General features: G+C 60.8%; 12 protein-coding genes. 8 read left to right on the top strand and 4 right to left on the bottom strand.

Features of this window, described 5'->3' with window-relative positions; all coding sequences use genetic code 11:
* The first annotated feature begins 218 nt into the window (after window positions 1-218).
* Window positions 219-1,721, top strand: a complete 1,503-nt coding sequence (proP, locus tag AB4N82_RS23025) for a glycine betaine/L-proline transporter ProP (protein ID WP_032885317.1) — start codon at window positions 219-221, stop codon at window positions 1,719-1,721.
* A 51-nt stretch (window positions 1,722-1,772) separates the two neighbouring features.
* Window positions 1,773-2,279 (top strand): GAF domain-containing protein, encoded by a 507-nt coding sequence (locus AB4N82_RS23020; protein ID WP_122754317.1) that lies wholly within the window; start codon window positions 1,773-1,775, stop codon window positions 2,277-2,279.
* Here AB4N82_RS23020 and AB4N82_RS23015 read toward each other — a convergent pair.
* A complete protein-coding gene (locus AB4N82_RS23015; protein ID WP_095184611.1) occupies window positions 2,254-3,168 on the bottom strand; it encodes an AraC family transcriptional regulator in 915 nt (304 codons plus the stop codon). The two genes, AB4N82_RS23020 and AB4N82_RS23015, sit on opposite strands and share 26 nt — an antisense overlap.
* A 165-nt stretch (window positions 3,169-3,333) precedes the next feature.
* Here AB4N82_RS23015 and AB4N82_RS23010 point away from each other — a divergent pair, with 165 nt between their 5' ends.
* The 3 genes from AB4N82_RS23010 (at window position 3,334) to AB4N82_RS23000 (ending at window position 8,173) form a co-directional block, all read left to right on the top strand.
* Window positions 3,334-4,356: an alpha/beta hydrolase gene (locus AB4N82_RS23010; protein ID WP_095184610.1), complete on the top strand. Its 1,023-nt coding sequence runs from the start codon at window positions 3,334-3,336 to the stop codon at window positions 4,354-4,356.
* Complete coding sequence (locus tag AB4N82_RS23005; RefSeq protein WP_122765242.1) at window positions 4,356-5,540, top strand: MFS transporter; 1,185 nt, start codon at window positions 4,356-4,358, stop codon at window positions 5,538-5,540. Before AB4N82_RS23010 ends, AB4N82_RS23005 begins: the two co-directional genes overlap by 1 nt.
* Before the next feature lie 74 nt (window positions 5,541-5,614).
* Window positions 5,615-8,173, top strand: a complete 2,559-nt coding sequence (locus AB4N82_RS23000) for an EAL domain-containing protein (RefSeq protein ID WP_122765243.1) — start codon at window positions 5,615-5,617, stop codon at window positions 8,171-8,173.
* Here the strand turns inward: AB4N82_RS23000 and AB4N82_RS22995 are convergent.
* Entirely contained in the window at window positions 8,148-8,939 is a 792-nt protein-coding gene (locus tag AB4N82_RS22995; protein ID WP_032885323.1) for an AraC family transcriptional regulator, read from the bottom strand. The genes AB4N82_RS23000 and AB4N82_RS22995 overlap by 26 nt on opposite strands.
* A 144-nt stretch (window positions 8,940-9,083) precedes the next feature.
* On the opposite strand from AB4N82_RS22995, the gene AB4N82_RS22990 reads away from it, so the two are divergent.
* On the top strand, window positions 9,084-10,295 hold the full coding sequence (locus AB4N82_RS22990) for an MFS transporter (protein ID WP_095184607.1): 1,212 nt from the start codon (window positions 9,084-9,086) through the stop codon (window positions 10,293-10,295).
* 108 nt (window positions 10,296-10,403) lie between these two features.
* A complete protein-coding gene (locus AB4N82_RS22985) occupies window positions 10,404-11,570 on the top strand; it encodes a GGDEF domain-containing protein (protein ID WP_095184606.1) in 1,167 nt (388 codons plus the stop codon).
* 874 nt (window positions 11,571-12,444) lie between these two features.
* Here AB4N82_RS22985 and AB4N82_RS22980 read toward each other — a convergent pair.
* Both AB4N82_RS22980 and AB4N82_RS22975 read right to left on the bottom strand, forming a co-directional pair.
* The gene (locus tag AB4N82_RS22980; protein ID WP_122765386.1) at window positions 12,445-12,867 is read right to left on the bottom strand and encodes an MAPEG family protein; all 423 of its coding nucleotides are present in this window, start codon (window positions 12,865-12,867) and stop codon (window positions 12,445-12,447) included.
* On the bottom strand, window positions 12,860-13,165 hold the full coding sequence (locus tag AB4N82_RS22975) for a DUF2834 domain-containing protein (protein WP_095184604.1): 306 nt from the start codon (window positions 13,163-13,165) through the stop codon (window positions 12,860-12,862). The genes AB4N82_RS22980 and AB4N82_RS22975 overlap by 8 nt, the downstream gene beginning before the upstream one ends.
* A gap of 83 nt (window positions 13,166-13,248) precedes the next feature.
* On the opposite strand from AB4N82_RS22975, the gene AB4N82_RS22970 reads away from it, so the two are divergent.
* Window positions 13,249-14,037, top strand: coding sequence for a helix-turn-helix domain-containing protein (locus tag AB4N82_RS22970; RefSeq protein WP_122765387.1), 789 nt, complete (start codon window positions 13,249-13,251; stop codon window positions 14,035-14,037).
* Window positions 14,038-14,092 lie beyond the last annotated feature (55 nt).

The following is a 14,092-nucleotide window of genomic DNA, read 5'->3' as shown; positions in this document are numbered from 1 at the left end:
TGTGGTTTTGGGGCTGCTTCGCAGCCCAGCGCGGGGCAAGCCCGCTCACTACAGGGGTAGCGGGGTCGTGAAATAGCGCTTTTCACAGGTAGATCTGCTGCCAGTCGAGAAAAAGTACAGCAACGGGTGAATTTTTTCGTGTCCGCTTGTATCTGAAGTGACAGAGCGGTGCTATCGCAGTGATAGCACCACCCCTGTTCTGTTTTAGAGTGGTTCGCATGAAATTACGTAGAAAAAGCGTCAAACCCATCGGGTTGAAGGACATCACCATCGTCGACGATGCCAAGGTGCGCAAAGCAATTACCGCCGCCGCCCTTGGCAATGCCATGGAATGGTTCGACTTCGGTGTCTACGGGTTTGTCGCCTATGTGCTCGGTAAAGTGTTCTTCCCGGACGCCTCCCCCAGCGTACAAATGATCGCCGCGCTGGGTACGTTCTCCGTGCCTTTCCTGATTCGTCCGCTGGGTGGCCTGTTCTTCGGCGCGCTGGGCGATAAATACGGACGGCAGAAAGTCCTCGCCGCCACCATTGTGATCATGTCCCTGAGCACCTTTGCCATCGGCCTGATTCCCGGCTATGCGTCCATTGGCATCTGGGCGCCGATCCTGCTGCTGCTGTGCAAGATGGCCCAGGGTTTCTCGGTGGGTGGTGAATACACCGGCGCGTCGATCTTCGTCGCCGAATACGCCCCGGACCGCAAGCGCGGCTTCCTCGGTAGCTGGCTGGACTTCGGCTCGATTGCCGGTTTTGTGCTCGGTGCCGGCGTAGTGGTATTGATCTCCAGCGTGCTTGGCGAAGCTGAATTCGAATCGTGGGGCTGGCGCCTGCCGTTCTTCCTGGCTCTGCCTCTGGGCATCATTGGCCTGTATCTGCGCCATGCGCTGGAAGAAACCCCCGCGTTCCAGCAACACATGGACAAGCTCGAACAAGGCGACCGCGAAGGCCTGACCCACGGTCCCAAGGTCTCCTTCAAGGAAGTCGCCACCAAGCATTGGCGCAGCCTGCTGACCTGCATCGGTATCGTCGCGGCCACCAACGTGACGTACTACATGCTGCTCACCTACATGCCGAGCTACCTGTCCCACAACCTGCATTACAAAGAAAACAGCGGCGTGCTGATCATCATCGCGATCATGGTCGGCATGCTGTTCGTGCAACCGTTCATTGGCTTTATCAGTGACAAGATCGGCCGCAAGCCTTTCATCATCGCGGGCAGTGTTGGCTTGCTGTTTCTATCGATACCGGCGTTCATGCTGATCACCAGCGGCAAGATCGGCCTGATCTTCGCCGGCCTCTTGATCCTCGCTGTGATCCTGAACTTCTTCATCGGCGTGATGGCTTCGACCTTGCCAGCGATGTTCCCCACTCACCTGCGCTATAGCGCGCTGGCCAGTGCGTTCAACGTCTCGGTACTGATCGCCGGTGTAACACCGACGGCCGTGGCGTGGCTGGTGGAAAGCACCAACGACCTGTTCATGCCCGCCTACTACCTGATGGTGTTTGCCGTGGTCGGTTTGATCACCGGCCTGACGATGAAGGAAACTGCCAACAAGCCTCTGCGTGGCGCGGCGCCGGCAGCTTCGGACATGGAAGAAGCCAAGGAGTTGCTGCAGGAACACCACGACAATATCGAGCAGAAGATCGAAGACATCGACGCCGAAATTGCGGAATTGGAAGCTAAGCGCCAGAATCTGGTGCAACAGCACCCGCGAATTAATTAAGACTTGACCGTGCGTGGTGGCCCCGGCCACCACGCCTTTGGAGAGCTCAGCATGCTTCCCAGCTTCACCGCAGCACATTCGCTACTGAGCGCAGACGAACGCGCCGCCATCGCCGAAATAGAAGCCACCACCAGCATTCTGCAGTTGGTCACCCGCCTGACCGGGATGCGCTTTGCCGGCATCGCCAAGTTCACCGACCTGGAATGGGTGGTCTGCTCGGTCCACGACCCTATGGAAATGGGGATCAATGTGGATGACGTGCTTACCCTGGAAACCACACTGTGCAGCGAGTTCTGCATTAATCCACAGACCTTGTTCATCCCGCAGGTCAGCGCAAGCGGCCGCTTCGCTTCACGCCCGGTAGTCAAGCAGTTCGCTATCGAAAGCTACGCCGGCGCGCCGATTTTCCTGCCTGATGGCCGCCTGTTCGGCGCGCTGTGTGCCTTGGATTCACAAGCGATGCTGTTTGACGACCCCAACCTGCCGGAAACCCTGAGCCTGTTTGCCCGACTGATTGGCTGCATCTTTTTCGCTAACTTGACACAGAGTGATCGTTAAATTTCGGCTTGCCGCGTAACCCGGCGATGTCGCGCTTGGGCGGCACGCCAAACAGCCGGCTGTATTCGCGGCTGAACTGCGACGGGCTTTCATAGCCCACTTTGAACGCCGCGCTGGAGACATCCTGATGCTCGTTAAGCATCAACCGGCGCGCCTCGTTCAAACGCAGCCACTTCTGATACTGCAACGGACTCATCGCCGTGAGTTGGCGAAAGTGATGATGGAACGTGGCCGCGCTCATCTGCACCCGCGCCGCCAAGTCTTCCACGCGCAGCACTGCGTCGTAATTGAGTTTGAGCCAGTCAATCGCCTTGGCGATACGGTAGCCCTGCCCGTCCACTGAACAAATCTGCCGCAGTCGTCCAGCCTGGTCGCTTTGCAATAAGCGGTAGTGGATCTCGCGCTGGATCAGTGGTGCGAGTACCGGGATCGCCTCGGGCTCATCGAGCAACGCCACCAGCCGCGCAAACGACGCCAGCATGCCGTCGGTGACAACCCCGATGCCGACCCCCTTGAGCACTGAACGCTCGCGCTTGGGCGGCAGCTCACTCTGGGCGATCAGCTCGGCCAATATGCGCAGGTCCAGCTTAAAGGTCAGCCCCAGGCACGGCCGCGTGGGGCTCGCCTGCAGCACTTCGGAATTGGCAGGAATGTCCAGCGATGTCACCAGGAAGCGTGACGTGTCATACGGATACCCCTCGCCGCCCACCCACAGCTGCTTCTGCCCCTGGGCCACCAGCACAATGCTCGGTTCGACCATGCACACCACCGGCGTGCACGGCTGCTCACGCCGATAGAACCCCAGGCCCGGGATCGGCATGGGGCAGTCCCCAGGCGCAGCGATGCGCGATGCAATGGCGTGGACCAGCGCGTCCAGATTGTTCTTCATAACCTGCCCTTTTTGTTGATCCGCGAACTCTACCCCGCGCAGTCCATGGCGTCCCCCGTAAACCACCAGACTCAGAGCATCAGGCAAGTAATCCAGCGGAACGCACTACAGATGCCACCGCCACACCGGGAAAATGTGCGGACCAACCCTTTCAAGGATCCGCCCATGAAACGCCTCTTGCTTGCCCTTGGTTTGCTGGTGACGTCTTTAACTGCTCTGGGAGCCGATATGTCCAACAGTGCTGACAACTTCTACACAAGCGACAAGGTGACGGTCGAAAAGGTCACCTTCAACAACCAATACGGCCTGCAGGTTGCCGGCAACCTGTTCGTGCCGAAAAACCTGAGCTCGGGTGCTAAAAGCCCCGCGATTATCGTCGGTCACCCGATGGGTGCCGTCAAAGAACAGAGCGCGAACCTGTACGCCACCAAAATGGCCGAACAGGGCTTCGTCACACTCTCTCTGGACCTGTCGTTCTGGGGCGACAGCGCCGGTACACCGCGCAACGCGGTGCTGCCCGACCTCTACACCGAGGACTTCAGCGCCGCCGTGGACTTCCTCGGCACCCGGCAGATGGTCGACCGTGAACGCATTGGCGTGATCGGTATCTGTGGCAGCGGCAGCTTCGTCATCGCGGCGGCGAAGATCGACCCCCGCCTCAAGGCCATCGCCACCGTCAGCATGTACGACATGGGCGCGGCCAACCGCAACGGCCTCAAGCACGGCGTCACCCTGGAACAACGCCGGCATATCCTGCTGCAAGCGGCCAACCAGCGCTATGTGGAATTCCAGGGCGGCGAGACCCTCTACACCAGCGGCACGCCGCTCAAGCTGACGGGCAACCCGGTGGGGGACGAGTTCTTTGACTTCTACCGCACGCCACGTGGCCAGGTCACGCCTGCCGGTGCGTCGCCGCAGACCACCACCATGCCGACGCTGACCAGCAACGTGAAGTTCATGAACTTCTACCCGTTCAACGACATCGAGACGATCTCTCCGCGTCCGCTGCTGCTGATCAGCGGGGCCAACGCGCACTCCCGCGAGTTCAGCGAAGACGCCTACCAGCGTGCGGCCGAACCGAAGGAATTGCTCATCATCCCGAACGCGGGGCATGTGGACCTGTACGACCGGGTCAATCTGATTCCGTTTGCCCACCTCACCACCTTCTTCAAGAACAACCTCAAGTGATGACCAAAAACCCGAATGCACCGCGCTGGGGCGCGGTGTTCGCTATGTCCCTGGCGGCCTTTACATTAGTCGCCTCGGAGTTCATGCCGGTCAGCCTGCTGACGCCACTGGCGGCCGACCTCAACATCACTCAAGGCCAGGCCGGCCAGGGCATTTCGGTGTCAGGGCTGTTTGCCTTGCTCACCAGCCTGGTGATTGCCGCCGTGGCGGCGCGGGTGGATCGCAAGCGCCTGCTGGTGGCACTGACACTGCTGATGATCGTGTCCGGAACGGTCGTGGCCTTTGCGCCGAACTACATGGTCTTCATGTTGGGGCGAGCGCTGATCGGCGTTGCCATCGGCGGGTTCTGGTCACTGTCGGCCGCCACCGCCATGCGCCTGGTACCGGACGACCAAGTGCCGCGTGCCCTGGCCGTGGTCAACGGTGGCAACGCTCTGGCCACGGTGATTGCTGCACCACTGGGCAGTTTTCTGGGCGGAATGATCGGCTGGCGTGGCGCGTTTTTCTGCGTGGTGCCGGTGGCGGTGATCGCCGTGGTGTGGCTGCTGATCAGCCTGCCGTCGATCAAGTCGCAGGGCGAGGCAAAGACCACCAACGTGCTGCGCCTGATGAAACAGCCGCCTGTGATCATGGGCATGCTGGCGGTCAGTGTGTTTTTCATGGGTCAATTCATGCTGTTCACCTACCTGCGACCGTTCCTGGAAACCGTCACCCAGGTCAGCGTGTCCCTGTTGTCGCTGATGCTGCTGGTACTGGGCATGGCCGGTCTGGCGGGCACGTTCCTGATCGAGCGTTTTTTGAAGCGCAGCCTGTATCCCACGCTGATTGCCATCCCACTGCTGATGGCGTTGATCGCCCTGGCCTTGGTCGCCTTCGGCAGCTCGACGGCGATGACAACCCTGTTGCTGGGGCTCTGGGGCCTGGTCGCGACCGCCGCCCCCGTGGGTTGGTGGACGTGGCTGGCCAACACCCTGCCCAAGGATGCCGAAGCAGGGGGCGGCCTGATGGTCGCGATCATCCAGTTGGCGATTGCTTCAGGCGCCACGGTGGGCGGTGTGGTGTTTGACTTCAGTGGCTATCGGGCGACGTTTGAGTTGAGTGCGGCGCTGCTGTGCGGGGCGGCGTTGCTTGCGTGGGCAACACGCTGCGTCAGTGTTCGCGCACAACACTTGAGCACAGCCTGACGCACTCAATCTTTTCCAAGGGCCGCCGATAACTTGTCATACCCCTGACTTGCAGCGAGGCCCTGCGCTAAATAATGCCCAACTCTCTCGCTCCAATCGTCCGCTCGCTGTCCACCCGCACCAGCCTGTCACTGGCACGCACGTCACTGTTCAATTTCATGGCCTTGCTGGCCGTTGTGTTTGCGGCAGCGGCTTACTCACTGCTTTACATCGCCCATGACCTGGACCGCACCGAGCAGGCCGAAAGCGCGTTCCATACCCGCAAAGCCATACAGTCCATGGAAAAAGCCATGCGGGTGACGGTCAAGGACTACGCGTTCTGGAGCGATGCCTACAAGCACCTGCATGTACAGGTGGACAAGGATTGGGCCTTCGAGCGCGGCAATATCGGGCCCACACTGTTCCAAGACTTCGGTTTTCAGGGCCTGTTTGTGGTCAACGATGCCAATCGCACGGTGTACACCGTGGTCGAAGGCGAACTGCAAACCTTTGAGCTCAGCGAATGGCTCGATCAGCCCCTCACCCAACTGCTCGAACAGGCCCGCGCCGGCGTAGACAACGAAACCCCGGTGAGCACGTTCATCAACGTACGCGGCAGCCCCGCACTGGTGGCTGCCGCAGCCATTACGCCGGGCACCGACCCCACGGTGGTTGCAGACGGTAGGCCAGCCTCGGTGCTGGTCTTTGTCGACATCCTCGACAGCGCCAAATTGGGCCGGATCGGCGATGACTTCGGCGTGGGCAACCTGCACATCGCCACCCCTGAAGACATCGCCAAGGGCGTGTTTTTACCCCTCGGCGACAACGGCAGCGCCGGTAGCCTGTACTGGCAGCCGGAACAGCCCGGCCGACGCCTCATTGGCGTCGGCCTGCCCTTGCTGGGCCTGGCCGCGCTGCTGGTGTGCCTGATGACGTGGATGATCTTGCGCCGCAGCACAGCCGCCGCCCTGGCGCTGGATGCCAGTCATAGCTCGCTGCAAACCAGCCAGAACGCCTTGGCCACCAGCGAAGCGCGCTTTCGCGATGTGGTAGAAGCCAGTTCCGACTGGGTCTGGGAGATCAACGGCGATTGGCGCTTTACCTACCTCTCGGAGCGTTTCGAAAGCGTAACCGGGTTGACCCGCGACGCCTGGATCGGCGCGGCCATGAATGACCTGCTGGGCACCGAAGACGGGTTGTTGTCACAGTGGTTGTGCACGCCCGGCCGACGCCCGGACCTCAGCGTGCAATGCCTATATGTGGATGCCCAAGGGCAAGAGCGCACCACCCGGCTATCGGCGCGGAAAATGCCGTGCGGCGGGTTTCGCGGCACCGCCACCGACGTGACTGAAGAAGTCGAGGCGCGCAGACGCATTGAATTTTTGTCCCAGCATGACGCCCTGACCGGGTTGCCCAATCGCACGCGTCTGCAAGCCTTCCTGGACACCAAGCTCAAGACGCTGCCCCTCCTTGAGCAACCCTTGGTCATGCTCAGCCTGGACCTGGACCGATTCAAACCGGTCAATGACTTGCTCGGGCATGCCGCCGGCGACCGGGTGCTCAATGAAGTGTCGAGCCGCCTGACCGACTGCGTGCGTCACGGTGACCTGGTGGCGCGGGTTGGCGGCGATGAATTTGTGCTGATCCTCAGCGATGCCGGCACCCAGGACGACGTCGAAAACTTTTGCAAACGCTTGATCGTCTCCCTTGAGCGCGCGATCCGGATCGATGAGCAGGAAGTGTTTATCAGCGCCAGCATCGGTATTGCGCTGGCGCCCAACGACGCCGGCAACGTCACCGAAATGCTGCGCTACGCGGACATCGCGCTGTACGAGGCCAAGTCCGCCGGGCGCAATACCTGGCGCTTCTACTCCGGCGAGATGAATGCACGAATCATCGAGCGTCGACGCCTGGAAAGCGACCTGCGCTATGGGATCAAACATGGGGAATTGCGCCTGCACTTTCAGCCGCGTTACCGCATAGCCGACGGGCAGATGGTCGGCGCCGAAGCGCTGGTGCGCTGGCAACACCCGGAGCGCGGCCTGATTGCGCCGGACACCTTTATCCCGATTGCCGAAGAGTCCGGCCTGATCCTGTCGCTGAGTGACTGGGTGCTGGAAACCGCCTGTGCCTGTGCCGCCCAGTGGCCGGATGCGTTGTTTGTGTCGGTCAACCTGTCGCCGACCGAGTTCAAGCGCGGCAACCTGATGGAGCGCGTGCGTCACGCGTTACAGGCCTCGGGTATCGAACCGGCGCGGGTGGAACTGGAAATCACCGAAAGCGTCATGCTCGAAGACGCCGTCGGTGCGCTGGACGTGATGCGCGCCCTCAAACAACTGGGCATCCGCATCGCCATGGACGACTTTGGCACCGGGTATTCGTCACTGAGCTACCTGCGCGCGTTCCCGTTCGATGGCTTGAAAATAGACCGCAGCTTTCTGACCCGACTGGAAGACAGCGAGGACGACCAAGCCATCATCCATGCCATCGTCGGCCTGGGACGTGCCCTGGCACTCACGGTGACCGCCGAAGGCATCGAAACCGCCGAGCACCTGGCGATGCTCAAGGCCGTGGCCTGTGATGAAGGCCAGGGCTACTTCCTCAGCCGCCCGCTGGATATCGACGCGTTCAACCGGCTGCTGGGCCCGGTTTGAAAAACAGGCTCGGCGTCTTGCCGAACTGTTTCTTGAACATGCTGGTGAAGGCGCTGGGGCTTTCGTAGCCCAGCTCCAACGCCACGTCGATGATCTTTTCCCCCATCGCCATGCGCTCCAGGGCCAGTAGCAACCGCGCCTGTTGGCGCCATTGGCCGAAGGTCATGGCGGTTTCCTTGCGAAACAGGCGCTGGATGGTTTTCTGATCCAGGCCCAGGCGCTCGCTCCAGTGCGCCACTGTCGAGGCATCGCCCGGATTCTGTTGCAGCGCCAGGCAGATCCGCTGGATACGCGGGTCGGCAGGCTGTGGCAGAGATAACGGCAACGCGGGCAGGATGGCCAGTTCGTCGAGGATCAGGTGCATGATCCGCGCATCCCGCGAGTCTTCGGCATAAGGCGGCTTGAGGCTGACCGAGGCCTTGATCAGCTCGCTCAGCAGCGGCGAGATGCTCACAGCCTTGGTTTCGGTGGGCAGATTGGGGAAGCTGTCGGGGCGCACAAACACGCTGCGCATTTTCAGCGGCCCTACGCAGCGCAGGGAATGCACGTGCCCGCAGGGCATCCAGAAGCCGCGATTGGGCGGCACTGTCCATTGGTTCTGCGCCGAATGCACTACCATGACTCCTTCGGTCGCGTAGAGCAGTTGATGCTTCTCGTGGCTGTGGTCGGGGATCACCCAGTTTTCAGGATAGTCGGTGGCCGAACTGATCACGGCCCACTCGCCTTCGTCGATCTCCTGCAGGAATTTATCCAGTGACTTGATCATTTAGCCCTTTTTGCGACAGTTACTGCCCGAATTTCGTGAGACAGACATTTTTACTGAATCTAGCATAAAGCCCGACACAATTTGAAATGGGCCGCCAGCCACGTATTGGCGGCCCCTGTTCGCTGCCTTGTATGGAATGCCTGCATGTCGACACTCACCGCGTCACCCGCCACTGCTACCAGTGCGCCCCAAGCAAGCCCATTAGTTATGCGTATCCTCGGTGCCTGCGCTTTGGCGCACCTGATCAATGACCTGATCCAGGCCGTGCTGCCGTCGATCTACCCCATGCTCAAGGCCAATTACGGACTGACGTTTGCCCAGGTGGGGCTGATCACCCTGACCTTCCAACTGACCGCCTCGCTGCTGCAACCGTGGATCGGCTACCACACTGATCGTCATCCCAAGCCTTGGCTGCTGCCGGCCGGCATGGTGTGCACATTGATCGGCATCCTGATGCTGGCGTTTGTCGGCAGCTTCCCGGCGATCCTGCTGGCGGCGGGTCTGGTGGGCGTAGGCTCATCGACCTTCCACCCGGAAACCTCCCGCGTGGCGCGCCTGGCTTCCGGCGGACGCTACGGCCTTGCGCAATCGACCTTCCAGGTCGGTGGCAACACCGGCAGCGCCTTCGGCCCGTTGCTGGCAGCGGCGATCATCATTCCCTACGGCCAGGGCAATATCGCCTGGTTCGGTCTGTTCGCGGTGTTCGCGATCCTGGTGCTGTATGGCTTGAGCCGCTGGTACCGCAACCACCTCGCGCTGTTCAAGCTCAAGCAAGGCGGCAAAGCCACCCACGGCTTGTCCAAAGGCCGCGTGACGTTTGCCCTGGTGGTGCTGGCAGTGCTGGTGTTCTCCAAGTACTTCTACATGACCAGCCTGACCAGCTACTTCACGTTTTACCTGATTGAAAAATTCCACCTGTCGGTATCGAGTTCCCAGATGTACCTGTTCCTGTTCCTCGGTGCGGTGGCCGTGGGCACCTTCGCGGGCGGCCCGATCGGCGACAAAATCGGCCGCAAGAAAGTCATCTGGTTCTCCATCCTCGGCGCCGCGCCCTTCACCCTGGCCCTGCCCTACGTCGATCTGTTCTGGACCGCCGTACTCAGTGTGGTGATTGGCTTTATCCTGGCTTCGGCGTTCTCGGCCATTGTCGTGTTTGCCCAAGAACTGGTGCCGGGCAATGTCGGGATGATCGCGGGTGTGTTCTTTGGCCTGATGTTCGGTTTCAGCGGGATTGGCGCGGCGTTGCTCGGTTTGCTCGCGGATAACCACGGCATTGAGTACGTCTACAAACTGTGCTCGTTCCTGCCGCTGGTGGGTATCCTGACGATTCTGCTGCCGTCGACCAAAGGCGTTTGACCCGCCGATCATCGGCTGGCTGTGTGCCACTACACAGAATGCTCTGAAAAACCTGCGTGTGCGCTTACAATCCCGGTTTAAACGCACACCAGGCAGACCCAGCAAGAAATGACGCTCGACCCTCCCACGATTTTGGCACTCACCGTTGCCTTGGCAGCCGCTGCCGCCCTTTACCTGCTGGTCGAATGGCGCAGCGTGCGCGAACCCTCGCTGCTGTTGTGGAGCAGCGGTTTCGCCACCATCACCATCGGTTCGCTCCTGGCCCTGCTGCGCATTAATGGCTTTTTAGTCATCGGTATCTGGTTCGCCAACGGTTTGCTGGTGACCGCACACTTCCTGTTTCTGCTCGGCGTGGCGCGGTTTACCCAAGTACGCGTGTCACGCGCCTGGGCCCTGATGCCCGTGATCTGGTTCGCCATGCTCGCGCTGCCAACGGACCAATCTTGGTCCAAAGCCATGCTGGCGGTGCAATCGCTGTTGGTCGCCCTGCCCACCCTGCGCGCCAGTTTCCTGCTGCGGCCCCATGGCCGGTCCCTGAGCGTCGGCGCGGTGCAGTTGCGTTTCGTGCTGCTGCTCCACGGGACCTTTTACGTGGCCAAAACGCTGTCGGTGGTCATTCCCGGCACCCTGATCGACCTCGCCGCCTTCAAGGGCGAGATCATCCAGATCTCCCTGGTGGAAGGCGCCATGGCAATCATGCTGATTGCCTTGTCCATGACGGGTTCCGAACGCTACCGCCGCGAACAACAGATCGCCCGCCTCGCCGCCCGCGATCCACTCACCGCCCTCTACAACCGTCGCGCCCTCGACCTGCGCGCCCCTCGCCTGCTGGCCCAGGTATCTTCGACCCAACCCGGCGCCCTGCTGCTGATCGACATCGACAACTTCAAAGGCGTCAACGACCTCCACGGCCACACCGCCGGCGACCGCCTGTTGATCGCATTGAGCGAAATGATCCGCGCCGTCGTGCCCCGAGGCGCACTGGCAGCACGGCTGGGCGGCGATGAGTTTGTGATCCTGCTCAATCCCACGTCGGCTGAGCAGATCGTCGAACTGGGCAGCAGCCTGCGCGACCAGTTTCAGCAACTGGCCTCGCAGAGCTTCAGCACCCCGCAACCGGTGACCCTGAGCATTGGCGCCAACCTGTTCGATCAGCCGCCGGAGAGCCTGGCGGCGTTGATTGAGCAAGGGGATACCACGCTGTATGAGTCCAAGCGGGGTGGGCGGGACAGTATCCGGTTGGTGGATCGCAGGGGCGCCACGCCCTACGGTTAGAGATCGTAACTAACCCCCACACTCCGGCCCGTCCTGACCGACTCCAACGCTTCGGTGTGAGCAGTACGCCGGTGGCGCCGCAGACTTCAAGGCCAGTTACACGTCACGGCGTATCAAGACAACCAAAGGCAGGCGATGGGTTTGAGTCAGTAAGGCCCTTTTGTGGTGAGCGGGCTTGCCCCGCGCGAGGCAAGCTCGCTCACTACAGAAGTAAGCGGGATGCCGCTGAATTTCAGACAAGCCTGCAACAAGTCATAGCGCCAAGCCCGAGCAAACAGATCACCCCGACCCCATACGACTTCAAGGCCAGTTACAGATCACGGCGTATCAAGACAACCAAAGGCAGGCGATGGGTTTGAGTCAGTGACGAGCTTTTGTGGTGAGCGGGCTTGCCCCGCGCGAGGCAAGCTCGCTCACTACAGAAGTAAGCGGGATGCCGCTGAATTTCAGACAAGCCTGCAACAAGTCATCGCGCCAAGCCCGAGCAAGCAGATCACCCCGACCCCATACGACTTCAAGGCCAGTTACAGGTGACGGCGTATCAAGACAACCAAAGGCAGGCGATGGGTTTGAGTCAGTGACGAGCTTTTGTGGTGAGCGGGCTTGCCCCGCGCGAGGCAAGCTCGCTCACTACAGAAGTGAGCGGGATGCCACTGAATTTCAGACAAGCCTGCAACAAGTCATCGCGCCAAGCCCGAGCAAGCAGATCACCCCGACCCCATAAGACTTCAAGGCCAGTCACAGGTCACGGCGTATCAAGACAACCAAAGGCAGGCGATGGGCTTGAGTCAGTGAGGCGCTTTTGTGGTGAGCGGGCTTGCCCCGCGCGAGGCAAGCTCGCTCACTACAGAAGTAAGCGGGATGCCGCTGAATTTCAGACAAGCCTGCAACAAGTCATCGCGCCAAGCCCGAGCAAACAGATCACCCCGACCCCATACGCCAGCGTTCGCCAAGGTTGCCAACCCGCCAGATACGTCACCGTATGCGCCAGACGGGCCAGGGTAAAACCGCCAAACAACCACGCACTCGCCACAGCGGGCGCCTCCAGCGCAACACACAGCCCTCCCAGCACAAAAAACATGGGGATGTTTTCCAGATCATTGGCCCACGCTCTGCTCGCTCGGCCAACCGGTGGCAGCTCTATCGAATGCCTGGCGCGCTTAAAGAAAGCCGCATCTTCAGCGTTGGTGAATGCCAGGCCTCGAATGCGGAAATACCCTTGGTAGCAGGAAACCGCAAACATCTTCAGGCATAGCACCAGTACACACAGGGCATAGACTCTCAGGAGGTCATTCATCCCTGACTCCCTGCACCACGATATAGAGCAGCGGCCCCACTGACACAAACACCGCCGTCAATAAAAAGTACGGCACCACCGAACGCACTGACCGCCCTCGCCCGCGCGCATCCCGATACATCCATACACACGCCAATACCGCCATCAGGTAAAGGTCGATCACCACTTGCGCGGTGTCCGGTCGAGACATCAGCTCGCGCCCAAAGGCCAGCAGCGATTGCTCGGCAGTCAGCATCGTAACCAGGGTGTACAGCGAAAAACCGAGCAAGCCGGCCAGGGCAATATAAGGTCTGTGCATGGTGTCGTCCTTGAGGTGATCGAGGCCCACCTTAGTGATAAGGTTTGGCCCCTCGCAATGACCTCGGAGGTCATGAACACGTCATGGAAAACCCTGCTAGCGCCGGTGAACACCTGCGCCAACTGCGCCGACAGGCCAAGTTGAGCCAACTGGACCTCGCCCTGATCACCGGGATTTCTCAGCGTCATCTCAGTTGCCTCGAAACCGGTCGCGCCACACCTAGCCCGGGGACACTACACAACCTGTTGACGGCGCTGGAGACACCGCTGGAGCAATCCAACCGCGTGTTCCTCGCCGCCGGTTACGCCCCGCGCTACACCGCGACCCCGCTTGCCTCACCGGCCATGGCCGCGGTTCGCGAAGCGGTCAACCATGTGCTGCATGCCAACAACCCCGCGCCTGCGATTCTGCTGGGCAGCGAGTGGCAAGTGCTGGCGGCGAATGTCAGTACCGGCCTGCTGTTTGAACGGGTGGGCATCAAAGCAGATGCAGCCGATGGCTTGAACCTGCTGACCACCCTGCTGCAAACCGGTGGCCTGGGCGATCACCTGATCAACGCCGAAGAGATCCGCACCCTGGCCTGGCAACGGGCAACCCGCGAGGCGCTGGACAATCCGGCATTGGCTGCGCTGATGGCGAGTTTGCCAGCGCCGACTCACACCCAATTACCCACCGAAATGCCGCCGCTGGTGCTCACGCGCATCCGCTCACTCGAAGGCGAGCTGAACTTTCTGTCGACCTTCACCACGTTCGGCATGCCCCAGGACATCACCCTCACCTCGCTGCGCATCGAGCATCTGATTCCGGCTGACGAGGCGACCTGGCAGGTGATGCGCGCTGCCTTCGCGGACTATTCGGCGCTGGTTTTGTGAAATATCTGTACGTAGACTGCGGCCATACCTCCATCTGAAGGCGGCGAAGAAAACG

Source organism: Pseudomonas sp. H1_D04 (assembly GCF_054683855.1).
The sequence above is the reverse complement of the archived record's forward strand: the minus strand, read 5'-3'. Positions and strand labels throughout refer to the sequence as shown.

Coding starts and splice junctions, on each gene's coding strand:
- AB4N82_RS22985 (WP_095184606.1), top strand. CDS start 10,404: ATGACGCTCGACCCTCCCACGATTTTGGCACTCACCGTTGCCTTGGCA.
- AB4N82_RS23015 (WP_095184611.1), bottom strand. CDS start 3,168: ATGAAGAACAATCTGGACGCGCTGGTCCACGCCATTGCATCGCGCATC.
- AB4N82_RS23000 (WP_122765243.1), top strand. CDS start 5,615: ATGCCCAACTCTCTCGCTCCAATCGTCCGCTCGCTGTCCACCCGCACC.
- AB4N82_RS23020 (WP_122754317.1), top strand. CDS start 1,773: ATGCTTCCCAGCTTCACCGCAGCACATTCGCTACTGAGCGCAGACGAA.
- AB4N82_RS22970 (WP_122765387.1), top strand. CDS start 13,249: ATGGAAAACCCTGCTAGCGCCGGTGAACACCTGCGCCAACTGCGCCGA.
- AB4N82_RS22980 (WP_122765386.1), bottom strand. CDS start 12,867: ATGAATGACCTCCTGAGAGTCTATGCCCTGTGTGTACTGGTGCTATGC.
- proP (WP_032885317.1), top strand. CDS start 219: ATGAAATTACGTAGAAAAAGCGTCAAACCCATCGGGTTGAAGGACATC.
- AB4N82_RS23010 (WP_095184610.1), top strand. CDS start 3,334: ATGAAACGCCTCTTGCTTGCCCTTGGTTTGCTGGTGACGTCTTTAACT.
- AB4N82_RS22995 (WP_032885323.1), bottom strand. CDS start 8,939: ATGATCAAGTCACTGGATAAATTCCTGCAGGAGATCGACGAAGGCGAG.
- AB4N82_RS23005 (WP_122765242.1), top strand. CDS start 4,356: ATGACCAAAAACCCGAATGCACCGCGCTGGGGCGCGGTGTTCGCTATG.
- AB4N82_RS22975 (WP_095184604.1), bottom strand. CDS start 13,165: ATGCACAGACCTTATATTGCCCTGGCCGGCTTGCTCGGTTTTTCGCTG.
- AB4N82_RS22990 (WP_095184607.1), top strand. CDS start 9,084: ATGTCGACACTCACCGCGTCACCCGCCACTGCTACCAGTGCGCCCCAA.